The organism is Halorubrum sp. BV1 (genome assembly GCF_000746205.1).
Taxonomy (GTDB): Archaea; Halobacteriota; Halobacteria; order Halobacteriales; family Haloferacaceae; genus Halorubrum.
Window position 1 is genome coordinate 347272 of sequence record NZ_JQKV01000001.1, and the last position, 21793, is coordinate 369064.

Below are 21793 nucleotides of genomic sequence, written 5' to 3' on the forward strand. Positions count from 1 at the left end.
GTGTGAGACAACACTTTTCGGTCGATCGACCGTATGGTCAGACGATGGTATCCGAAGGAGACACCGCACCGACGTTCACCGCGACAGTTGGCACGAGCGACCACGAACCGTTCGACCTGACCGATCAACTCGGCGACGGACCGGTCGTCTTGGCGTTCTTCCCCGGCGCGTTCACGCCGCCCTGCACGAACGAGATGATCGCGTTCCAAGAGCGGGCCGACGAGTTCGAGGCGGCCGGGGCGACGCTGTTCGGCCTCAGCGCCGACTCGCCGTTCTCGCTCGGGGCGTTCCGCGAGGAACACGGGATCGAGTTCGACCTCGTGAGCGACATGGCCGGCGACGCGACCCGCGCGTACGGCCTGGAGATGGACATCGCCGACCTCGGGCTATACGGAATCGCCAACCGTGCCGTGTTCGTCGTCGACGACGACGGCGAGGTCGTCTACAGCTGGGTCGCCGACGAGCCCACCAACGAACCGGACTACGAGGCCGTCCTCTCCGCCGCCGAGTCGGCCTGAAACCCCGCGCGACCGGCGATTTCTCTCAGTTCATTCGAGGAGTGCACCGTCCGGGGATTGAACCGGAGGAAGACGGTCCAAGCGTGCGGCCTTGCTCCGCTCGGCCGTTCTAGGCTGCGGCTTCCAGGGTTCAATTCCCCCGCTGATTCCGCGGCTCACGGATTGTTCGCCGCAGCAATGCACCGTCCGGGAATTGAACCCGGGCTATTAGCTTGGGAAGCTAATGTCCTACCACTGGACCAACGGTGCGCACTCGCCGGTACCCGACCGCGATACTTCAACGTAGCGTTTCCGGCGGCCGGTTCGACCGGCTGGCAATCACTCGTCGAGCATCAGCGGCGGGCCACGCTTGTGCGCAGTCGCGCGGTGTCGCGCGAGCAGGTCGGCGACCGTCGCCGCGTCGACCCCGTCCGTCGACGCGAGTCGCTCCGTGATCGCCTCCGGATCGAGGCCGCGGTCGACGCCGAGACGAAGCACGCGGTCGATCGTCTCGTAGGGCGCACCGAGGTCGTCTTCGTCTCGCTGTCCCGGGAGAAACCCCGCCGTCGGCGGCTTCTCGACGACGAACTGCGGCACGTCGATCTCGGCTGCGAGCGCGCGGACGTCCGTCTTGTACAGGTGGCCGAGCGGCAGAAGATCGGCCGCGCCGTCGCCGTACTTCGTGACGTAGCCGAGCAGCCGCTCGCTCCGGTTTCCCGTCCCGCAGACGAGCCGGTTCGTCGCGTTCGCGGCGAGGTACGCCATCGTCATCCGGAGCCGCGCGATCGCGTTGCCGGAGCGAACCGGGTCGTCATGGAGGCCGAACCGCTCCGGCGCGACCGCGCCGAACTGCGCGAAGAGCGGCTGGAGGTGAACCGTGTCGTGGTCGATCCCGAGCGCGTCCGCGAGGGCCTCTGCGTCCCTCGCGTGCGGTGCCCCGATCTTGTTACACGGGAGTATCAGCCCGTACACGTTCTCGGATCCGAGCGCCTCGACCGCCAGCGCCGCCGTGACGGTGGAGTCGAGCCCGCCGCTCATGGCGACGACGACGCCGTCCGCGGCCGCGTCTCCGACCGTCCGCTCGATGAACGCACAGACACGTTCTCGCTCGGTCGCGGGGTCTGCCGCGCCGAGCGTCAGGTCCGTGTCGGCAGCCGACCGTCCCGCCTGTGGCTGGGCGTCGGTCGCCTCCGACGACGTCGACACGGACGGGCCGACCGCCGACCGTCCGTCGAGCGCATCCGATTCGAACGCCGACGATCCGCGGTCACCCATCGGTGTGATCCTCCCGTGCCGGCGACGGATCACCGGTCGCGGCGCTCGCGGTCCGGTCGGCGGTCGCGAGCGAGTGACAGTGCGCGCACGGCCGACTTGCGATTCGATCGGTCATGATCGTGCCGCGCTTTTCGGCGAGCGAATAAATACTCGTGGTACGAAGTGTTTAAGGAATACATCGAATACAGTGGTGTATGTCCGATAAAACACAATAGAACGTGTGATATGAGTAGGAAAGGAGTGTTATCTGAACAGTCAGATAGTCTCTCGGTGTCGGGTGGGCTGGTAACATGCGGTTGGAGCACGCGCCGCCGACGCGCGCAGGCACACGGTCGACGACACACGTCGCGAGGTGAGGCGGAGCGCGGAACGACCCGGTCGGAGACGGCACCGAACGGTCGGCTCCGAGAGCGTCGGTCTTTTGAGCGCGCATCTCGGTCATAAAACCATGACGGAAGCGGACCGCGGGACGCGTCGCCGGCTGGGAGGGGTCGTGCTCGCGGTGTTGATCTCGCAGGTCCTCTTGTATCCGGGGGTTCCCGATCTCGTGGTCGCGCTCGGCGCGCCCGCCGGGATCGACGCCGGAATGTGGTTCCTCGTCGCGGAGTTCGGCGCGTTCGTCTCCTTCGCTGTCGTCTGGGGGGCCGCAAGCGACGCCCTCGGCCGCCGACTCCCGCTCGTTGTGGTCGGCGCGCTCGGCGGTGCGGTCTCCTACGTCGCGCTCGCGGCGCTCCCGAAATTCGGTTTCGGCTTCGACGCCGTGCTCGTCGTCCGCGTCGTCGGCGGTGCACTCACGATCGGGGCGTTCTCGCTCGCTATCACCTCGCTTATGGACCTGCGGGGTGGGAACGGTCGCAACATGGGCACCGCGGGGCTCGCGATCGGGCTCGGCGCGGCGGTCGGGTCCGTCGTCGGTGGCGCGCTCGCCGACCTGAACACGTTCTATCCGGTGTACGCCGGGGGCGCGGTGCTTACGGCCGCGGCGGCCGCCGCGGCCACCGTCGACGAGCGGACGATCGCGGGAGCCCGCCGCGGGGGAGCTGGCGACGGTGGGATTCTCGGAGCCGACGCGGACCGGGCCAGCGTCGGCTTCCGTGCCGTGCTCGACCGGACACGGTCGACGTCGGGGCTTCTGGTCCCGCTCGCGTTCGGGTTCATCGACCGCCTCACCGCCGGGTTCTTCGCGCTGGTCGGCGTGTACTACTTCCAAGACCCGACGACGTTCGGCCTCTCGGCTGCGGGCGCGGGCGCGACGCTGGCGCTGTTTTTCGTCCCGTTCGCGCTGTTGCAGGCTCCGTTCGGGTCGCTGTCGGACCGGATCGGCCGGTTTCTCCCGGTCGTCGCGGGGTCGCTCGCGTACGGCGTCGTCACGATCGGCGTCGGCGTCGCGCCGGTCTACCCGGTCGCAGCCGGCCTGATGGTGCTCGTCGGCGTCTGCGGGGCGCTCATGGCACCGGCGACGATGGCGCTCGTCACCGACCTCGTCGACCCGGAGGCGCGCGGCGCGGCGATGGGGCTTTTCAACGTGTTCGGCTCGCTTGGCTTCCTCACGGGGTTTCTCGTCGGCGGCGGCACCACGGAGCTGTTCGGATACACGCCGGCGTTTCTCGCGGTCGGCGGCCTCGAACTCGCGGTCGCGATCGCGCTGCTCCCGGCGGTGAAAGCGATCGCGCCCGGGAGGGGGATCGACGGGCTGTTCGAGACCGATCGGTCGGTCTCGGAGTGAGTGGGGCCCGGTCGCCAGACCCGTTCACCGGACCGGCCGCTCGATTCGAGCCTTTTTACCGCGCTCGTGTCATCTGTACGGACGACAGATGGACCTCCTGATCGTCGGAGCGGGCGAGATCGGCCGCTGGATCGCCGACACGGTCGGGTCCGACGAGTCGCCGCTCGACGCGACGATCTCCTTCGCGGACCGCGATCCCGACGTTGCCGCCGACGCGGCCGAGAGTCGCGACGCCGACGTAGTCCCAGCCGGCGGCGACACGACACACGACGCGGTGTGTCTCGCGGTGCCGATGTCGGCGGTTCCCGCCGCGGTCGAGGGGTACGCGCCCCGCGCGGAGCGGGCGATGGTGGACGTGTCTGGTGAGATGACGGAGGCAGTCACGGCGATGCGCGAGCACGCGCCGGCGCTCGAACGCGCGAGCTACCACCCGCTCTTCGCCCCGCCGCGCGTTCCCGGTAACGTCGCCGCGGTGACGGACGCGACCGGACCCGTCGTCGAGGGGATCACCGCGGCGATCGAGGCGGGCGGCAACGAGGTGTTCGAGACGACGCCCGCGGAACACGACGAGGCGATGGAGACGGTGCAGGCCGGCGCGCACGCGGCCGTGCTGGCGTGGCGGCTCGCGGGCGACGACGTGCGCGAGGAGTTTCACACGCCCGTCTCGGCCGCGCTCGACGAGGTCGCGGCCACGGTGACCGAGGGATCTCCCGAGGTGTACGCCGAGATCCAGCGCGCGTTCGACGGGGCAGAGGAGGTCGCGGCGGTGGCCCGAGAGATCGCCGACGCGGACGACGAGGCGTTTGCGTCGCTATACGAAGCGGCTCGCGGCGACCGCGAGGAGCGGGAGCGACACGAGTGACGGGAGATGCGAGGCGGACCCGAGACGGAGACGACACACCATGATAGACCGAGAGGCAGTCCGGGACAACGCGAACTACCTGCGGAACGTGAGACCGATCGACCCCGACGAGATCGCGGAGTACGTGGAGGGGACGCCGCATCCAGCGGTCGTCCGCGAGACGCTCCGCGAGGAGGCGTTCGACCTTCGGCTTCGGGAACGGGACGACGGCACCTTCGAGCCCGTCGAAACGGGACCGATCCCGGATCCGAGCTGGTCGCCGGCGGCGCTTCCGGACGCATACTCGTTCGCGCTCGAAGACCTCCTCGTCGGCGAGTTCGGTGCGAACTGGCACCGCGGAGAGTCCGGCGATCGCCTTCGCGAGGCCGTCCGGCGACTGAAGACGGACTACCTCTACGAGAACGACGTGGCCTACGACCGCGTCGCCGCGCTCGGCTACGCCACGTATCACCTGCCCGCGTACTACGCGACCGTGGGATACGTGCTCGACGACCTCGCGGAGAACGGACTTTTGGACCGGACGCTCCGAGTCCTCGACGTGGGCGCGGGCGTCGGCGGTCCGGCGCTCGGAATTCACGACTACCTGCTGGACGACGCCGTCGTCGACTACCACGCGGTGGAGCCGAGCGCGGCCGCCGACGTGCTGGACCACATGCTCGACAAGACGGGGCGCAACTTCCGGTCGACGATCCACCGGACGACCGCTGAGGAGTTCCTGGGGACAGAAGGCAAGGCAGCGGGGACCGGCGACGCGGACGGGGCGGTCGACGGCGAAGCCGCCGCCGACGCCGGCGAGTTCGACCTGATCGTGTTCGGCAACGTCCTCTCGGAGTTGGACGACCCGGTCGCGGTCGTCGAGGCCGCGCTCGACCGGCTCGCGGCCGACGGGAGCGTCGTCGCGTTCGCGCCCGCCGACCGCAACACGGCGATGGGGCTCCGGGAGGTGGAGCGCGCCGTCGCGACGCCCGAGACGGGGGTGTCCGTGTACGCGCCGACGCTCCGCCTGTGGCCGGATTCGGTCCCCGCCGACGGCGGATGGTCGTTCGACGTCGCGCCCGACCTCGACGTGCCGCCGTTCCAGCGCCGGCTCGACGAGGCGGCCTCGCGCGAGGCTGGAGACGAACCGGGCGAGTTCGTCAACACCGACGTGCAGTTCGCGTACGCGATCCTCAGGCCCGACGGGAGACGGCGGGTGGACGTGCGCGCGAGCGCAGAGCGGTGCGCGCCCATGGCCGACTCCGAGTCGCACGTCACGGACCGCGTGAACCTGCTCGCGGTGAAGCTCAGTCACGACCTCAGCGGCGGCGACAACGCGTTATACCTCGTCGGCGACGGCTCACAGACGGTCGACCACTACCTCGTCTGCACCCGCGAGACGACGCTGAACCGCGACCTCCGCGAGGCCGACTACGGGGCGGTCGTCTTCGTCGAGAACGGGCTCGTCCTCTGGAACGACGACGAGGAGGCGTACAACGTGGTCGTCGACGACGAGACGGTCGTCGACCTCGTCGCGCCCTGAGAGTTGACTCCGCGGCCGGTGCGATGAACCCCCGCGGCCGGTTACAGCCCGCCCCGCGTCGCCGAGCCGGCACGCCCGACTTCATCCCGGACGACGAAGTAGAGTATCCAGACGATCAGGCCGCCGAAGAACGCGCCGACCGCCCACGCGATCGCGTGGCCGCTGTCGCGGCGCTTCGCGTCCCGATAGATGAGCGCCGAGACGACCACCGCCACGAGGGCGAAAAACACGGGGACGACGAGCAGAACGAACAGTTCCGGACCGACGGGAACGCCTTGGAGGGGAACCGACATGACGCGATCAGCTACCGCGACGAGGGTGAAAAACGTTCTTCCGTGAGCGGTCGACGACACGAGACGCCCGGCGAAAACCCGGTGCGCCAGCGAGGCATCCGGCTCGCTGCCGTCACTCCGCGCTATAACTCCGCGTCGTCACTCCGCGCCGACCGGCTCGATCAGTTTCGGCGCGTCGACCGCGGGCGAGTTCACCCGCGTCGACACCGGATGCGCGGTCATGTCGTCGTCAGGGTGCGGATCTAACAGGTCTGCGGCCGCGCCGGGGTCGCCGCGGAGCCACGTCGCCTCCTCGTCCGGGCTGAGGATGACGGCCATCCGATGGTGGAGGTCGGCGACGAGGTCGTTCGGCTCGGTCGTGACGATCGTGAACGTCTCGACGACGTCGCGGCCGCTCCCGTCGTCGACCGCGTCCGTCCCGTCGTCGGAGGTGTCACCGTCGCCGGCCCCTCCGTCGCTCGCGTCGCCGAAGGCGTCGAGCCCGGTCTGGGTCGTCGCCGGCTCGGGCGGCTCCCACCGCTCGTAGATCCCGGCCATCGCGAACGGCCGGTCGTCCGCGAAGGCGACGCGATACGGTCGTTTTCCGGACGAGCGTCCGGCGGTGCCGTCGGACCGCTCGACCCACTCGTAGAACCCGTCCGCGGGCACCAGACACCGCCGGCGCTCGAAGGCATCGGCGAAGCTCCGCTTCTCGCGGACGGTCTCCGCGCGAGCGTTTATCAGGTCGAACGGCTCGTCGGCCCACTGAGGGGTGAGTCCCCACTCCATCTGCGTCGCCGTCGCCGGGTCCTCGTCGGTGATCACCGGGAGCGACTGTCCGGGCGCGCAGTTGTAGCTCGGCTCGTGACCGTCGAAGTCGGCGTCGAACCGCGCTTCGAGGTCGGCGGCGGGCGTGAACAGCGTGTAGCGGCCGCACATTCTGTCGGTGATTCGTGCGGCGGGTAGTTAAATGCGAAGCGGGACAGAGCGATGCGACCGGCCGACGCGGGCCGGCACGGGCGCTCGGCCGAGCGCCGCCCTCGTCCCTCCCCAGCCTCGGCGTCCGGCGGACGCGAGGCGGTCCGCGTCCGCCGGACGCCTCCCTCGCGAGCCCCTCGCGCCCGCTCGTAAGCGGCCGCTCGGCGGCGCGCCGGTCGATGACGGCCGTGCGCTATCGCGCTTGGTATGGCCTTCGGCGCTCTCGTTTATGAACTGTCGGCGCTCTCGCTCCCGTCGGGTTTTTATCAGCGCGACGCCGCGGTCGAGTATGCGCATCGAGAACAGCTTCATCCCGGTCGAGGGCGTCGGCGAGACGACGGAGCGCCGGCTCTGGCAATCCGGGGTCACGACGTGGGAGGCGTTCGACCCCGCCGTCGACGTCGCCGGCGTCGGGGGCACGACCGCGGCGCGGATCGAGTCGTTCATCGCCGAGGCGCTGCCCCGGCTCGACGACGGCGACGCCGCCTACTTCGACCGCGCGTTCCCGAGCGGGGAGCGCTGGCGGCTGTACGAGAACTTCCGCTCTGAGACGTGTTTCTTCGACATCGAGACGACGGGACTCGACGAGCACCGCGACCGGGTCACTACGGTGAGCTTCCACCGCGACGGCGAGACGACGACCCTCGTCGCCGGCGAGGACCTCACAGCCGAGGCGATCGCCGCAGAGTTCCGCGACGCCAGCCTGGTCGCGACGTTCAACGGTGCCCGCTTCGACGTCCCCTTCTTGGAGACCTCATTCGACATCGAGGTCGACACGCCGCACCTCGATCTGATGTATCCCGCGAAGCGGATTGGGCTCTCGGGTGGACTGAAACCGATCGAAACACAGCTCGGGATCGAGCGCGACCGCCCGGACATCTCCGGGCGCGACGCGGTCCGACTGTGGCGCGAGTACGAGCGCGGCGACGAGGACGCGCTCGACACGCTCGTCTCGTACAACCGCGAGGACGCGGCGAACCTGCGCGCGCTCGCCGACGTGGTCTGTGAGTCGCTTCACGAGAGCGTCTTCGTCGCCGATCGCACGGCGGAGTGAGGGTGAGATTCGCCGAGACTCGGGAGCTGCGCGCTATCCGTCGTCGCCGTCGGCGGACGACTCGGCTCGCGCCGCCTCGACGCGATCGGCGGTCGACTCCAGCGCGTCGCCGAGCGTCCGCGCCTGCGCCGGCGAGAGGTCGATCTCGTCGGCGTGCGGCGCGATCGCGTCGGTGTCCGTCCCGTCGAGTTCGACCTGTAGCGTCACATGCTCCGGGTCCTCCCGCGGGGCCGTGACGTTTACGACGCCGGGCGCGTCCGTCTCGAACTCGTGGCCGCGGGCGCGACCGTCGACCAGATCGAGGGTGGTGTACGCGTTCACCCGAAGCAGCCTGTCGGCCATCATCAGTCGTCCGCGGGCGCGTTGGGCGCTGCGTCGAGCGAGTCGTCCTCAGCGTACGGGTACCACGTCCGCTTCGTGTTGTGCATCATGGGATCGTCGTAGTCGGTCTCCTCGGGGTCGACGAACGCGTCCAGCTCGTCGTCGTCGTGGCGGGCGACGAACGCCCGGAACGACTCGCCCTCCTCGCGCTCGGCGGCGAAGGTGTCGATCAGATTCGCGATGGCGCCCGGCACCTCGTCGGCCGGAACGCGCTGGGTCACCCACCGGGCGAACTGCGGCTCCGCGCCGAGCCCGCCGCCGAGTCCGACGTCGAGCGCCTCCACGGGCTCACCGTCCTTGCGCGTCTTCATGCCGCGCAGGCTCACGTCGGCGATCTGCGGCTGCGCGCAGGAGGCCGTACAGCCCGAGAGGTGGATGTGGAACTGGTCGACGTCGTCGGGCAGATCGACGGTCTCCTTGAGCCACCGGGCGTACCGGACCTGTCGGTTCTTCGTCTCGACGATGGACAGCGAGCAGTACTCCGTGCCGGTACACGCGACGGAGCCGCGCATGAACGGCGACGGCGACGGGGAGTAGTGCTCCAAGATCGGTTCGTCGAGCAGGTCGTCGAGCGCGTCGTCCGGCACGTCGGTCACGATGACGTTCTGGCGCTGCGAGAGACGCACCTCGCCGGAGCCGTACTCGTCTGCGACGTCCGCGAGTTCGAGGACGTCTTCAGCACCCATCCGCCCGACGAGGACGTTCAGACCGACGAAGTTCGCCCCGTCCTTCTGGTCGTGGATTCCGATGAGGTCGTTTCTCTCTCCCGCGCCCGTGTTGTACGTGTACTCCTCGCGGACGTCGCGGCCGGCGGTGTGTAGCTCGAAGTCGACGTACTCTTCCTGGAGCGTCTCGCGGACCCTCTCGGCTCCCCACTCGTCGACGAGGAACTTGATCCGGGCGTTGTAGCGGTCCTCGCGGTCGCCGTTGTCACGGAACAGCGCCGAGAGCCCGCCGGCCACGTCGGAGACGCGCTCGGGCGAGACCCAGACGTCGATGTCCCGTGCGAGCCGCGGCTCGTTGCGCGAGAGACCGCCGCCAACGCGGACGTTGAATCCGACGACGTCCTCGCCACCGACGTCCTTGTACGCGGGCTCGAAGGCGAGGTCGTTGATGTCGCCCTGACCCGAGCCGTCGGCGGAGCCCGTCACAGACACCTTCCACTTTCGCGGGAGGTTCGAGTGGTCGTCGTTCCCCTTGAACGTCTCGTTGAGTTCGCGGATGACGGGCCACGCGTCGATGACCTCTTGGGCGTCCTTGCCGGCCACGGGGTTGCCGACGATGTTCCGCCACGAGTCGCCACAGGCCTGCTGGGTCGAGAGCCCGTTCGCTTCGAGCTTCTCGAAGACGGCGGGCACGTCCGAGAGTTCGATCCAGTGGAGCTGGATCGACTGTCGGGTGGTGAAATCGGCGTACGCGTCGCCGAAGATCGGGTTCGTCCCCGGACCGCGGGCGTACTCGTCGGCTACCTCGCCGACGACGCGGAGCTGCCCGGGTTCGAGGACGCCGTTCGGCGTCCCGATCCGCATCATGAAGTACCCTTCCTGTCCGTTCCGCTGGTGGTACAGGCCCCACCACTTGAACCGCTCGAACCACGCGTCCCGCTCGTCGTCGGGGATCGAGTCGAACCCCTGCTCTGCGAACTCGAACAGGTGGTCCCGGATCTCCGACCCGTAGACCTCCGACTTCCAGTTTTCGACGTCCGTTGGCATCGATATCGGCTACACGCCCCCACCACATAGGCGACTGCGTCGAGTCAACCTTCCCCGGTGCTGCCCCGAAGCGGCAACTATCACTGGTTCATCTCGGGGCGTGGGCGTCTGATCGCGGACCGATCGAGTGCGGCGAAGGAACCGTCGCGAATCCGTCCGACGGGTATCCAGCCGGTCGTTCCGGACGCGCCGCAGGCGATACACTGTCCGTACACGCGGACCTCGACGGTCGGCCCGTCGACGCCGACGGTCTGGAAGTTCTCGACTACCAGATCGGCGAGATCGCAGCCACAGAATTCGTCGGTGTCGAGCCGCCACAGTTCGCTAACGCGCACTTCTCGGTGGTCGTCGACGGAGATCCACGCACCGTCGTCGAGGACTCGCAGGCGAGTTGTCACGGGTCGAATTAGACGCGGGGCCGTCAATGCGTGTCGGTGCGTGCAAACGGCCGGCGTTTCCGTGACGTGGGTGGACGGACGAAATCGCCCGACAGAGGCGGGAATAGTCGCCGCTCGGCCGTCACGAGTACCGGACACCGGTTCCGGTATCCCCGAGTAGTGGTGTGAATTACTCCTGAACGGCCGCTTATGCCCCGATAGGCCGTGGACCATATCGATGACCGACCCGACTACCGGATCGAACGCACCCGCCGCCGTTCCGGCGAGTGCGGAGCACAGAGAGCACGCGTCCGCTGACGTGGCACCGGAGCTGTTCGAGCGCGGCGCAGACGGGGACCACCGATGACGCTCGACACCGCACCGCCGCCGAAAGACGAGTCGGAGACCGGGGCCGAACACGGCGCGGTCCCGAGCGACGACGACGCTGACGACGACCCGCGACCGGCGGACGGCGACGCGAGTCACCTCGACGACCTCGAAGACGGCGCGGGCTGTACGGAGATCTGGGAGAAACTCTCGGAGGGACGGGAGTAACGTTAGTAGCGGAGACGACCGCGTGCCGAAGCGCGCCCTACGACAGGTGCGCCGCGATGTCGGCCTCGGTAATGATCCCGACCGTCTCGCCCCCGTCGGTAACCATCACGGCCTTGTAGTGGTCGAGCAGGTTCCGGACCTCGTCGACCGTCGCGCTCGGCGCGACGGTGGGGAACGACTCGCTCATCACCTCGCTGACCGGGTGCTCTCCGACGTTGTCGCCGGCGTGGATCACGTCGCCTTGACTGATCGACCCGACGGGCACCCCGCTCTGGAGGACCGGTAACTGCGAGTACGCCTCCGCTTCCATCAGTTCGACCGCCTCACGCACCGCGTCGTCGGGCGCGACGCTGATGACGGTCTCGTTCATCAGGTCGGTCGCGCGGACGACCTCGCCTTCGGCCGCGTGGAGCGCGTTGACGATCCGACGCAGCGTCGAGAGCCGCGGATCGACGTCACCGCCCTCGATCCGCGCGATGAGCGGCTGTGAGACGTCGGCCGCGTCCGCGAGTTCGCTCTGTGTCAACTCGAGGTCCGTTCGGCGCTCGCGGAGGTCCTGTGGCGTCGGAAGTTCCATGCCGACAGATAACTCCGGGTTATTAGAAAAGGTTTCGGCGGCGTCTGATATCGCAGCGGGACAGTGCCGGAGGTCCGCCTGCCGCCGGAAACACTATCATCGATCGTGTACGACATCGTGTCATGGTATCAGTAGACAGGATGCGAGCGCTGTACGCCGACATGGTCACGGCGCGTCACTACGAGGAGCGCTTACAAGAGGAGTATCTGGAGGGAAAACAGCCGGCGTTCGATATCTCGGCGGGGCCGATCCCCGGAGAACTCCACCTCGCTGCGGGACAAGAGGCGGCGGCCGTCGGCGTCTGTCACCACCTCGAAGCGGACGACACCGTAACCGCGCCGCACCGACCGCACCACGTCGCCATCGCGAAGGGCGTGGACCTGAAGCGGATGACCGCCGAGATCTTCGGACGGAAAACGGGACTCGGTAAGGGGAAAGGCGGTCACATGCACTTATTCGACCCCGACGTAAACTTCGCCTGTAGCGGGATCATCGCCGAGGGGTGTCCGCCGGCCGCCGGGGCGGCGCTGGCGGCGAAGAAGCGAAACGAGGACTCCGTGGCGGTCGCGTTCCTCGGCGAGGGCGCGATCGATCAGGGAGCGTTCCTCGAATCGCTGAACTTCGCGAGCGTTCACGACCTGCCGGTCGTGTTCGTCGTGGAGGACAACGACTGGGCGATAAGCATGCCGAAAGAGCGCGTCACGGACGTGGAGAACGGTTCGGAGAGGGCGGCCGGCTTCGACATGCCCGGCTTCCGCGTCGACCACGACGACGCCCTCGCCGTCTACGAGGCGGCCGGAGAGGCCATCGGTCGCGCGCGCGACCAGAACGGACCGACTCTCTTGGAGGTGCAAGTCCACCGCCGGATGGGCCACTTCATGGGCGATCCGCAGACGTATCGTCCCGACGACGACGAAGAGGCGGCGCTCGCTCGCGACTCGATCGAGAGGCTCGAATCGACGCTTCGCGACCACGGCCTCGGCGACGACGACCTCGCGGCGATTCGCGGCGACGCGGAAGAGCGGGTCGAGGAGGCGATCGCGTGGGCGAAAGAGCAGCCACAGCCGGACCCCGAGGACGCCTACGACGACGTGTTCGTCAACCCGCCGTCGGGCGTGACGACGGAGGAGCCCGACTTCGATCTCGCAGGGGGTGAGGACCGATGAGCGACGCGGACGACGCGGTCGACCGCGAGCTGACGATGAGCCGAGCGATGGTGGAGTCGATCGCCCACGAGATGCGCGCGAACGAGGAGGTATTCTACATGGGCGAAGACGTCGCCGACTACGGCGGCATCTTCGACAGCACCCAAGGGCTCCTCGACGAGTTCGGCCGTGACCGGATCATGGACGTGCCGATAAGCGAGACGGCGTATCTCGGGGCCGCCGTCGGTGCCGCCCAAGAGGGGATGCGACCCATAGCGGAGCTGATGTTCGTCGACTTCTTCGGGGTCGCGATGGACCAGATCTACAACCAGCTCGCGAAGAACACCTACATGAGCGGGGGGAACGTGAACGTCCCGCTCGTTCTCACGGCCGCCGTCGGCGGAACGTACAACGACGCCGCACAGCACTCACAGACGCTGTACGGAACGTTCGCACACGTACCGGGGCTGAAGATCGTCGTGCCGTCGACGGCGTACGACGCGAAGGGGCTGATGCACAACGCGATCCGCGACGACGACCCGGTGATGTACCTCTTCCACAAGCGGCTGATGGGTATCGGCTGGATGCCGGCCCCGGACGGCCCGAAGACGCCGGTCCCGGAGACGGACTACACGATCCCCTTCGGGTCGGCAGACGTCAAACGCGAGGGAGCGGACGTGACGATCGTCACGCTCGGCCTCCACGTCCACCGGGCGCTCGACGCGGCGGAGTCGCTCGCGGCGGACGATATCGACGCGGAGGTCGTCGACCTCCGCACGCTCGTCCCCCTCGATACGGAGACGATCGTCGAGTCCGTCCGGAAGACCGGGCGGCTCGTCGTCGTCGACGAGGACTACCGGTCGTTCGGCGTGACCGGAGAGATAATCGCGAGCGTCGCCGACGGCGACCTCGACGCGCTCGACGCCGTCGAGCGGGTGGCCGTCCCCGACGTCCCGATCCCGTACGCCCGTCCGATGGAGAACGAAGTCATTCCGGACGCCACGGACATCGAATCGAGCGTCCGCGAGGTCGTCTCGGGAGAATGACCGATCGGAGACGCGTGACCGACGGCGGGTCCGGGATGCGGGTGGCGGTTCGCGCCACTGGCGACTGGGAGGACGACGTCGACGAGACAGAGGGGATCGTCATCGACTGGTTCACCCGCGAGGGTCAGTCGGTGCAAGCCGGCGATACCGTCTGTGAGATACAAGTCGAGAAGGTGAGCGTCGATATCCACGCGCCCGTCGCGGGGACTCTCGACGAGATAGTCGTGAGCGAAGACGACGCGTTCGAGATCGGTGACACGCTCGGGTGGATCCGGTCCGAGTGAGTGCACGTCCCCTTGACACTCCCGACGTCGCTCGACGGGACCGGGGGATTATGTACCGCCGGAACGTGCGGTCGGTGGTATGCGTCTTGCGCTCATCGCTCACGACGAACTGAAAGACGAGATGGTCGCGTTCGTCACCGCTCACGCCGACGCCCTCGGGGAGTGCGAACTGGTGACGACGGGGACGACGGGGAAGCGGATCGCAGACGAGACGGGTCTCGCGGTGAATCGACAGGCATCGGGGCCGTACGGTGGCGACCTCCAGATCGGGGGACAGATCGCCGACGGAGCGATAGACGGCGTCGTCTTCCTCAGGGATCCGCTCACCGCGCAGGCACACGAGCCGGACATCTCGGCGCTGTTGCGCGTGTGCGACGTGAAGGACATCCCGCTGGCGACGAACGTCGCCTCCGCAGACCTCCTCGTCGAGGGACTCCTCGGCGACGGCTGAGCGCGTTCGGTCTCGCCGAGGCCGCCAATTATCACCGCGGATACTCTGTCCGGCGGTGTTTTACCCCCGGCCGCCGTACGATCCGGCGATGAACCGTCCGAATCGGCTCCACGTCGTCGTCGCGCTCGCGCTGCTCCTCGCCGCCCCGGGGGCTGCGAGCGGCGCGGCCCTCGCAGGACCGGCTCAGGCGGCTGACGGCGGACTTTCCGGTGAGCCGACCGACGGCTCGGTCGAGCCGATGACGGCGTGTTTCACCGGTGACGGCTATCCGATCTCGATAGGCGAGACCGGGGCGACGCTGGACGCGCTCGTTCACCTCTCCGTGTTGACGGATCCGGCGGTCGGAAACGAGTTCGGAATCGAGGCGGCCGGTATGCTGGAGGGCGATTCGATCGTGACGCTCGCGGCAGGCGTCAGACTCACCGCACGGGAGGCGATCGCGGACGGCGTCGACCCGTTTGCGGCGTTCGACATCTTGTACACCTACGAGCTTCGCCTCCCGATGTTCGGCGGGTCGATAGACGAGACGGAGTACCGGGATAGCGGCTCCCCGTTCCGGTCGAGCGCGGGCGTCGTCCCGTGTTGACGTGTTCTGTGTGACGCGTTCAGATTCGCGAGCGGTGCGGGATCGCGTTCGCTGCACGCGACGGTGGTGTCCGCCGATCCGTCCGCCGGCGAGTCCCGACGTCAGACCGGGGGACCATCTTCCTCGTAATCAGTTTCGAGGATGATCATCGTCTGTGACCGCGAGAAGCCGTCCATCTCCGCTATCCGGTCGAACATCAGTTCCCGGAGGCTCCCGGTGTCGACGGCGACGACGCGAAGGAGCACGTCCCACTCGCCGGTCGTCAGGTGGATCTCGCGGACCTCGTCGACGTCTCGGAGCCCGTCGAGTGCATCCTCCTCGCGACCCTGTTCGACCCGGAGCCCGACGAACGCGCTCACGCCGTACCCGACCGCTTTGGGATCGACCGACGCGTGGTATCCCTCGATGACGCCCGCCTCCTCCATGCGACCCACCCGGTCGTGGACCGTCGCACTGGACATGTCGATCCGGCGTGCGACCTCGGAGAACGGCGTTCGTGCATCCGCCTGAAGGATTCGGAGGATGGCGCGGTCCGTCTCGTCGAGTTCCATGCGTGTAATACGTATTCGCCGGACTTGGCCCTTCCGGAGCCGTGTCTTCGCGATACACGACCCGTGACACACCACGACACATCGGTGCGTGACTCCGCCGTATTCAAATATCCGCGCCAAGAGCGATCTGTATGGACGATATCGACGACCAGTACGCGCCCGCCGACGTCGAGTCGGCGGTCGACGAGTACTGGGACGACGCCGACGCCTACGAGGCGGCCAAAGAGGCGCACGCCGACGACCCGCCGTTCTTCTTCGTCGACGGACCGCCGTACACCTCCGGCCAGATGCACCTCGGGACGGCGTGGAACAAGACGCTGAAAGACGCCGTCATCCGCCACAAGCGGATGACTGGTCACCGCGTCACCGACCGACCCGGCTACGACATGCACGGGCTCCCGATAGAGGTGAAAGTCGAGGAGGAACTCGGCTTCGAGAACAAACGCGACATCGAGGAGTACGGCATGGAGCCGTTCATCGAGCGGTGTAAGGAGTTCGCCTTACAGAACCGTGCGGCGATGGACGAGGACTTCAAGTCGATCGGCGTGTGGATGGACTGGGAGGACCCGTACGAGACGGTCTCCCCCGAGTACATGGAAGCCGCGTGGTGGGCGTTCTCTGAGGTCGCAGACAAGGGGCTCGTCGAGCAGGGGAAACGCTCCATCTCGCAGTGTCCCCGGTGTGAGACCGGACTCGCCAACAACGAGGTCGAGTACGAAGACGTAGAGGACCCCTCCATCTACGTGAAGTTCCCCTTGGCCGACCGCGAGGGAAGCCTCGTCATCTGGACGACGACGCCGTGGACCATCCCGGCGAACACCTTCGTCGCGGTCGACGAGGACCTCACCTACAACGCGGTCCGCGCGGAGAAGAACGGGGCGGAGGAACTGCTCTACGTCGCCGCCGAGTGCGTCGAGGACGTCCTGACAGCGGGACGCTACGAGGATTACGAGATCGAAGCGGAACTCTCTGGAGACGACCTCGTCGGCTGGGCGTACGACCACCCGCTCGCCGACCGAGTCGCCGAGTATCCCGACTTCGAGGGCGCGGGGCAGGTGTACGCCGCAGACTACGTCGAGGCCGACCGGACCGGACTCGTCCACTCCGCGCCCGGCCACGGGGAGGAGGACTTCCACCGCGGCACGGAGCTCGGACTCGATGTCTACTGTCCGGTTGGTCCGAACGGGGAGTTCACGGACCAGGCGGGCGAGTACGCCGGGGAGTTCGTCCGCGACGCCAACGGCGACATCATCGACGACCTCGTCGCCGACGGTCACATGCTCGCGCACGGGACCGTCGAGCACAGCTACGGCCACTGTTGGCGGTGTGACACCGGGATCATCCAGCTCGTCACCGACCAGTGGTTCATCTCCATCACGGACGTGAAAGACGACCTCCTCGACAACATGGAGGCGTCGGAGTGGCACCCCCAGTGGGCCCGCGACAACCGATTCCGCGACTTCATCGAGGACGCGCCCGACTGGAACGTCTCTCGCCAGCGCTACTGGGGCGTTCCGATCCCGATCTGGGTGCCCGAGGACGCGGACCCGGACCACCTCGACGAGGACATGATCGTGGTCGGCACCCGCGAGGAGCTGGCGGATCGGGTCGAAGCGGATATCGACCCCGACACGATCGACCTCCACCGGCCCTCGGTGGACGACCTGACGATCGTCGAGGACGGTACGACGTACCGCCGCGTCGAGGACGTCTTCGACGTGTGGCTCGACTCCTCTGTCGCCTCGTGGGGAACCCTCGGCTACCCGAGCGACGAGACCGCCCACGACGAACTGTGGCCCGCGGACCTGATAATCGAGGCGCACGACCAGACCCGCGGCTGGTTCTGGTCCCAGCTCGGAATGGGGACCGCCGCGGTCGGCGAGGTCCCCTACGAGGAGGTGATCATGCACGGGTTCGCCAACGACGAAGACGGCCGGAAGATGTCCAAGTCCGTCGGCAACATCGTCACGCCCGAGGAGGCGATAGCGCGAGCCGGTCGCGACCCGCTGCGGACCTACCTGCTCAGTCACGACCAACAGGGGGTCGATCTCGCGTTCGAGTGGGACGGGCTCGGAGAGATCCAGGGGAAGCTCAACATCCTCTGGAACGTGTTCCGGTTCCCGCTCGAATACATGGATCTCGACGGGTACGACCCGGCCGATCCGGACCTGTCGGACGGCGACCTCGAACTCGTCGACGAGTGGGTGCTCTCCCGGCTCCAGTCGGTCGAGACGGCGGTCACCGAGGCGTGGGACGACTACCGCGTCAGCGACGCCGTCAACGCCGTGATCGAGTTCGTCACGCAGGACGTCTCACGGTTCTACGTGAAAGCCGTCCGCGACCGGATGTGGGAGGAGGCCGACTCCGCCTCGAAGCGCGGGGCGTACGCGACCCTCGCGACGGTCCTCGACGAGGTGATCCGACTGCTCGCGCCGATCGCTCCCTACCTCACGGAGCGGATGTACCAGACGCTCGACGGCGAGGCGACCACGGTCCACCAGCTCGCGTATCCGGAGCCCGACGACGACCTCCGCGATCCCGACCTCGAACGCGACGTGGCGGTCCTCCGCGACGTCGAAGAGGCCGCCGCCAACGCCCGCCAGCAGGCCGGTCGCAAGCTCCGGTGGCCCGTGCCGCGCGTCGTCGTCGAGACCGACGACGAGGAGGTCGCCGCCGCCGTCGAGCGGCTCGCAGACCTCATCGCCGACCGCGTCAACGCCCGCGAGGTTCGCGTCACCGACGCGTTCGACGAACTGGTCGAGACCGCGGAGCCGCAGATGAGCGAGATCGGTCCCGCCTTCGGCGGCGACGCCCAGGAAGTGATGGAAGCGGTGCAGGGGGCGACCCGCGAGGCCGTTGAGGCCGGAGAGGTCACGGTCGACGGCGAGCCCGTCGACCTCGACGACGCGATGGTCGAGTACGTCGCCGAACCACCGGAGAGCGTCACCGGCGTCGAGTTCGATGGCGGAGCCGTGTACGTCGACACGTCGCTGACGCCGGAGATCGAGTCCGAGGGGTACGCCCGCGACGTGATTCGCCGGATACAGGAAATGCGAAAGGATCTCGATTTAGACGTCGAAGCGCGGATCCGCGTCGGCGTCGCCGTCGACGACGATCGCGTCGCCGGATTCGTCGACGATCACGCCGACCTGATCGCCGGCGAAGTCCGAGCCGACGCGTGGCTCGACGACCCGAGCGAGGCGGCGGGAGAGGAGGGGCTCACGGAGGAGTGGGACGTCGAGGACGTCACCGTCACGATCGGAATCGAACCGGTCGCGTAGGCGCAACACGACTCCGGCCCCGGCGATCGAATCGATCGAACGCCGCGTCTCTGAGACTGAGCGACGGACCGGTCGGTCGTTCTTCGAGTGTCGATGTGGGAGACATTGACATCCCGAAACCTATAGGTGATCGCTTTCCCCATGATCGCGTATGCATGTTCGGGCGGCCCGCCCCGACGACGCGGAGGCGCTACGAACGGCCGTCTCGCGAGCCCGAGAGGCGACCGTCTTCGACGATATCGGATCCCCCCTTCTTGACGTGTCCGCCGCCGGCGTCCGCGAGGCGGCCGCGGAGGCGAAGTGGTCGTTCCTCATGGAAGACGACGACGGCCCCGTCGGCATCGCTATCGCGCACCCCGACGCGCAGGGATCGGAGGCCGAACTGCTCGCCCTCTGGGTCCACCCGAGTCACGCGGGCGAGGGCGTCGCCGACGACCTGCTCTCTCGCGTCGCGTCTTCGGTGACCGACCGCGGCGTGGACACGCTCCGCGCGAGCGTCCCGACCGACAGCCCGGGTGCACAGGAGTTTTTCACCTCCTACGGCTTCGAGCCGCGAGAGACGCGACGCGGCCCCGCGGGCGACGAGACGATCGTCGTCACCGACGTGGACACGCTTCGGTGACGCACGGCACGCGACGGGATGAACTGAAGACGGCAGCGGTCCCAACCACACCCGATGAGCTTCGCCGATATCGCTCCCGCACTCCTCGTCGCGCTCGGTGTCACACTCGGTATCGTCGCTCTCGCGAGCCTGCCGTCCGGAAGTCGACTCCGCCGACTCTACGGGGTCGACACCACCGACGACCGGGGCGCACGAGCGAACGCGACCGTCCTCGCTGGAACCGGCGCGTTCCTGCTCGCGCTCGCCGCCGCGATCGTCACCGGCGTCTCCGACCGGCTCGTCGCCGGCGGGGCGCTCGGGGTCAGCGCCGTCGGGACGGTCGCTCTCGGCTGGCTCGTCCGCTACCGCGACCGGCGCGAACTCCTGACGACCCCGAACGTGAGCCGCGAGCGGGCGCGCCGACTCGGCGGCGCAGGGATGTGGGTCGGTGCCCTGCTCTGCCTCCCGCTTGCGGGAGTCGTACTGGGGGCCAGCGAGACTGCGATCACCGCCGCGACGATCGGTGCCGCCGCGACGAGCGGGCTCCTCGTCGCGCTCGCGTATCGGTAGAACTGATCTGCCGACGTCGTCACTTCAGCCGTTCCTGTAAGAACGACGGGTGAGCGGCTGTGACACCGTCTATCGCGAGCAGCTTCTCCGAGATCACGTCGCCCAGCTCGTCGCCGTCGCCGGCGCGGACCTCAGCCATCAGCATGTGGTCGCCAGACGAGGTGTAAAGCGCCTGTACCTCGTCGAGTTCTTTCAGCTCGCGGGTCGCCCCGACGTACTTGCCGGAGTCGACGTCCATGCCCACCATGGCGATCGACTGCGAGGAGAGCTTCTTCGGGTCGATCTCCGCCGAATACCCCACTATCACCCCCTTTTCTTCTAAGCGATCGATGTACTTCCGCACGGTCGGTTTCGAGACGTCGGCGCGTTCCGCGATCTCGGCGCATGACGCCTGCGCGTCTTCCTCTAACACCGACAGGATCCGTTCTTCCGTCGATACCGTACTCATACCTACTGGTTTGTCTCCGTAGAAAAAATACCTTCCGAATCGAAAAACGAGACGAACGGACACCGAACCGCAGCGGATCGGTCGGCCCGCACCGACGACCGCGGCGCTAGGCGTGCTTGTCGAGGAACGAGTCGTGGACGCGCTCCCACTCGTAGTCGTCGTCCCAGTAGCGCTCTGCGAGCGGCTCCTCGGGCATCTCGCCGATCGCGCGCTTTTCTTCTCCGTACGACGGGCGATCCTCGTCGACGTAGAAGCGGCCGGTGAGGACCTCGCCCTCGTAGAGCGACTCCTCCGTCGTCCGCATCATCTCTTGGGCCTCGACGCGGTCCGTCTTGTCGAAGTCGTAGTCGTCGGACTCGTTGACGTCGATATACGGCACGTACTGACGCGCGTCCTTGTTCCAGGTCGGACACTGGGTGAGGAAGTCGACGTGTGCGAACCCGTCGTGTTCGATCGCCTCGACGAGGATCTCTTTGGCCTGATTCGGATTGACCGCGGCCGTGCGGGCGACGTAGGAGGCACCGGCGTTGAGCGACATCGAGAGTGGCTTCACCGGCTCCTTGGCGCTCCCGTGCGGTTGGGTCTTCGACTTGTGGCCCTTCGGGCTCGTCGGAGACGTCTGGCCCTTCGTGAGCCCGAAGATCTCGTTGTTGAACACGATGTACGTCATATCGTGGTTCTCCCGGGCCGTGTGGATGAAGTGGTTTCCGCCGATCCCGTATCCGTCGCCGTCGCCGCCGGCGGCGATGACTTCGAGGTCGGGGTTCGCCAGCTTCGCGGCGCGGGCCACGGGCAGCGAACGCCCGTGGATCGTGTGGAACCCGTACGTGTCGAGGTAGCTGTTCAGCTTGCCGGAACAGCCGATCCCGGTGCACAAAAGCGTCTCCTCGGGCGTGCGCCCGACCTCAGGGAGCGCCTGTTTCAGTGCTTTCAGGACGCTGAAGTCACCACAGCCCGGACACCACGTGGGCTGGGGCTCGACGCCCGGTGTGTACTCGTCGCGGTCTATCTCTCGCTCCTCTCCGATTGCTGAAAACGTGCTCAT

At 67.8% G+C, this 21793-nt stretch carries 26 protein-coding genes and 1 tRNA gene; 15 read left to right on the forward strand and 12 right to left on the reverse strand.

The window, feature by feature from the left end; all coding sequences use genetic code 11:
* Window positions 1-44 precede the first annotated feature (44 nt).
* Window positions 45-518, forward strand: a complete 474-nt coding sequence (locus tag EP28_RS01730) for a redoxin domain-containing protein (protein ID WP_049982283.1) — start codon at window positions 45-47, stop codon at window positions 516-518.
* A gap of 178 nt (window positions 519-696) precedes the next feature.
* On the opposite strand, the gene EP28_RS01735 is transcribed toward EP28_RS01730, so the two are convergent.
* The 3 genes from EP28_RS01735 to EP28_RS14625 all read right to left on the reverse strand — a co-directional run bounded on the left by EP28_RS01735 (window position 697) and on the right by EP28_RS14625 (window position 1887).
* Window positions 697-767 (reverse strand) — tRNA-Gly (locus tag EP28_RS01735).
* Window positions 768-836: 69 nt separating this feature from the next.
* Window positions 837-1772: an NAD+ synthase gene (locus EP28_RS01740; RefSeq protein ID WP_049982284.1), complete on the reverse strand. Its 936-nt coding sequence runs from the start codon at window positions 1770-1772 to the stop codon at window positions 837-839.
* A complete protein-coding gene (locus tag EP28_RS14625; RefSeq protein ID WP_255358262.1) occupies window positions 1765-1887 on the reverse strand; it encodes a hypothetical protein in 123 nt (40 codons plus the stop codon). Before EP28_RS14625 ends, EP28_RS01740 begins: the two co-directional genes overlap by 8 nt.
* Before the next feature lie 333 nt (window positions 1888-2220).
* On the opposite strand from EP28_RS14625, the gene EP28_RS01745 reads away from it, so the two are divergent.
* The 3 genes from EP28_RS01745 to EP28_RS01755 all read left to right on the forward strand — a co-directional run bounded on the left by EP28_RS01745 (window position 2221) and on the right by EP28_RS01755 (window position 5879).
* Window positions 2221-3498, forward strand: a complete 1278-nt coding sequence (locus EP28_RS01745) for an MFS transporter (RefSeq protein WP_049982285.1) — start codon at window positions 2221-2223, stop codon at window positions 3496-3498.
* Between the two features lie 88 nt (window positions 3499-3586).
* Window positions 3587-4360: a prephenate dehydrogenase/arogenate dehydrogenase family protein gene (locus EP28_RS01750; protein ID WP_049982286.1), complete on the forward strand. Its 774-nt coding sequence runs from the start codon at window positions 3587-3589 to the stop codon at window positions 4358-4360.
* A 40-nt stretch (window positions 4361-4400) separates the two neighbouring features.
* Window positions 4401-5879 (forward strand): small ribosomal subunit Rsm22 family protein, encoded by a 1479-nt coding sequence (locus EP28_RS01755; RefSeq protein ID WP_049982287.1) that lies wholly within the window; start codon window positions 4401-4403, stop codon window positions 5877-5879.
* Window positions 5880-5920: 41 nt separating this feature from the next.
* Here EP28_RS01755 and EP28_RS01760 read toward each other — a convergent pair whose 3' ends face one another.
* Together EP28_RS01760 and EP28_RS01765 are read right to left on the reverse strand one after the other, a co-directional pair.
* Window positions 5921-6172, reverse strand: coding sequence for a hypothetical protein (locus EP28_RS01760; RefSeq protein ID WP_049982288.1), 252 nt, complete (start codon window positions 6170-6172; stop codon window positions 5921-5923).
* Window positions 6173-6310: 138 nt separating this feature from the next.
* Window positions 6311-7090, reverse strand: a complete 780-nt coding sequence (locus EP28_RS01765) for an SOS response-associated peptidase (protein WP_049982289.1) — start codon at window positions 7088-7090, stop codon at window positions 6311-6313.
* Window positions 7091-7418: 328 nt separating this feature from the next.
* Between EP28_RS01765 and EP28_RS01770 the strand changes: the two genes are divergently transcribed.
* A complete protein-coding gene (locus EP28_RS01770; RefSeq protein ID WP_049982290.1) occupies window positions 7419-8183 on the forward strand; it encodes a ribonuclease H-like domain-containing protein in 765 nt (254 codons plus the stop codon).
* Between the two features lie 33 nt (window positions 8184-8216).
* On the opposite strand, the gene EP28_RS01775 is transcribed toward EP28_RS01770, so the two are convergent.
* The 3 genes from EP28_RS01775 to EP28_RS01785 all read right to left on the reverse strand — a co-directional run bounded on the left by EP28_RS01775 (window position 8217) and on the right by EP28_RS01785 (window position 10674).
* Entirely contained in the window at window positions 8217-8525 is a 309-nt protein-coding gene (locus EP28_RS01775; RefSeq protein WP_049982291.1) for a DUF6360 family protein, read from the reverse strand.
* Window positions 8526-8527: 2 nt separating this feature from the next.
* The gene (locus tag EP28_RS01780) at window positions 8528-10276 is read right to left on the reverse strand and encodes a nitrite/sulfite reductase (protein ID WP_049982292.1); all 1749 of its coding nucleotides are present in this window, start codon (window positions 10274-10276) and stop codon (window positions 8528-8530) included.
* Between the two features lie 80 nt (window positions 10277-10356).
* Window positions 10357-10674, reverse strand: coding sequence for a DUF8134 family protein (locus EP28_RS01785; RefSeq protein ID WP_196219584.1), 318 nt, complete (start codon window positions 10672-10674; stop codon window positions 10357-10359).
* Between the two features lie 217 nt (window positions 10675-10891).
* Between EP28_RS01785 and EP28_RS14630 the strand changes: the two genes are divergently transcribed.
* Window positions 10892-11020: a hypothetical protein gene (locus EP28_RS14630; RefSeq protein ID WP_255358263.1), complete on the forward strand. Its 129-nt coding sequence runs from the start codon at window positions 10892-10894 to the stop codon at window positions 11018-11020.
* Window positions 11017-11208, forward strand: coding sequence for a hypothetical protein (locus EP28_RS01790; RefSeq protein ID WP_049982293.1), 192 nt, complete (start codon window positions 11017-11019; stop codon window positions 11206-11208). The genes EP28_RS14630 and EP28_RS01790 overlap by 4 nt, the downstream gene beginning before the upstream one ends.
* A 37-nt stretch (window positions 11209-11245) precedes the next feature.
* Here EP28_RS01790 and EP28_RS01795 read toward each other — a convergent pair whose 3' ends face one another.
* Window positions 11246-11785 carry a CBS domain-containing protein gene (locus EP28_RS01795; protein WP_049982294.1) on the reverse strand — a complete coding sequence of 180 codons (540 nt, stop codon included), beginning with the start codon at window positions 11783-11785 and terminating at the stop codon, window positions 11246-11248.
* Between the two features lie 149 nt (window positions 11786-11934).
* Here EP28_RS01795 and EP28_RS01800 point away from each other — a divergent pair, with 149 nt between their 5' ends.
* From EP28_RS01800 to EP28_RS01820, 5 genes are all read left to right on the forward strand, one after another.
* Window positions 11935-12951, forward strand: a complete 1017-nt coding sequence (locus EP28_RS01800; RefSeq protein WP_049982801.1) for a thiamine pyrophosphate-dependent enzyme — start codon at window positions 11935-11937, stop codon at window positions 12949-12951.
* Window positions 12948-13976, forward strand: a complete 1029-nt coding sequence (locus tag EP28_RS01805; RefSeq protein ID WP_049982295.1) for an alpha-ketoacid dehydrogenase subunit beta — start codon at window positions 12948-12950, stop codon at window positions 13974-13976. Before EP28_RS01800 ends, EP28_RS01805 begins: the two co-directional genes overlap by 4 nt.
* Window positions 13973-14260 carry a lipoyl domain-containing protein gene (locus EP28_RS01810; protein ID WP_080506020.1) on the forward strand — a complete coding sequence of 96 codons (288 nt, stop codon included), beginning with the start codon at window positions 13973-13975 and terminating at the stop codon, window positions 14258-14260. The genes EP28_RS01805 and EP28_RS01810 overlap by 4 nt, the downstream gene beginning before the upstream one ends.
* Window positions 14261-14339: 79 nt before the next feature.
* Window positions 14340-14711 carry a methylglyoxal synthase gene (locus tag EP28_RS01815; protein ID WP_049982296.1) on the forward strand — a complete coding sequence of 124 codons (372 nt, stop codon included), beginning with the start codon at window positions 14340-14342 and terminating at the stop codon, window positions 14709-14711.
* 88 nt (window positions 14712-14799) lie between these two features.
* Window positions 14800-15297, forward strand: coding sequence for a DUF7332 family protein (locus tag EP28_RS01820; protein ID WP_049982297.1), 498 nt, complete (start codon window positions 14800-14802; stop codon window positions 15295-15297).
* Between the two features lie 101 nt (window positions 15298-15398).
* Here EP28_RS01820 and EP28_RS01825 read toward each other — a convergent pair whose 3' ends face one another.
* On the reverse strand, window positions 15399-15848 hold the full coding sequence (locus EP28_RS01825) for an Lrp/AsnC family transcriptional regulator (protein ID WP_049982298.1): 450 nt from the start codon (window positions 15846-15848) through the stop codon (window positions 15399-15401).
* 131 nt (window positions 15849-15979) lie between these two features.
* On the opposite strand from EP28_RS01825, the gene ileS reads away from it, so the two are divergent.
* From ileS to EP28_RS01840, 3 genes are all read left to right on the forward strand, one after another.
* A complete protein-coding gene (gene ileS / locus EP28_RS01830; RefSeq protein ID WP_049982299.1) occupies window positions 15980-19129 on the forward strand; it encodes an isoleucine--tRNA ligase in 3150 nt (1049 codons plus the stop codon).
* A gap of 151 nt (window positions 19130-19280) precedes the next feature.
* Window positions 19281-19751, forward strand: coding sequence for a GNAT family N-acetyltransferase (locus EP28_RS01835; RefSeq protein ID WP_049982300.1), 471 nt, complete (start codon window positions 19281-19283; stop codon window positions 19749-19751).
* Between the two features lie 54 nt (window positions 19752-19805).
* The gene (locus EP28_RS01840; RefSeq protein ID WP_049982301.1) at window positions 19806-20300 is read left to right on the forward strand and encodes a hypothetical protein; all 495 of its coding nucleotides are present in this window, start codon (window positions 19806-19808) and stop codon (window positions 20298-20300) included.
* A 19-nt stretch (window positions 20301-20319) separates the two neighbouring features.
* On the opposite strand, the gene lrpA1 is transcribed toward EP28_RS01840, so the two are convergent.
* Window positions 20320-20748 (reverse strand): HTH-type transcriptional regulator LrpA1, encoded by a 429-nt coding sequence (gene lrpA1, locus EP28_RS01845; RefSeq protein WP_049982302.1) that lies wholly within the window; start codon window positions 20746-20748, stop codon window positions 20320-20322.
* A gap of 106 nt (window positions 20749-20854) precedes the next feature.
* Window positions 20855-21793: a thiamine pyrophosphate-dependent enzyme gene (locus EP28_RS01850; RefSeq protein ID WP_049982303.1), complete on the reverse strand. Its 939-nt coding sequence runs from the start codon at window positions 21791-21793 to the stop codon at window positions 20855-20857.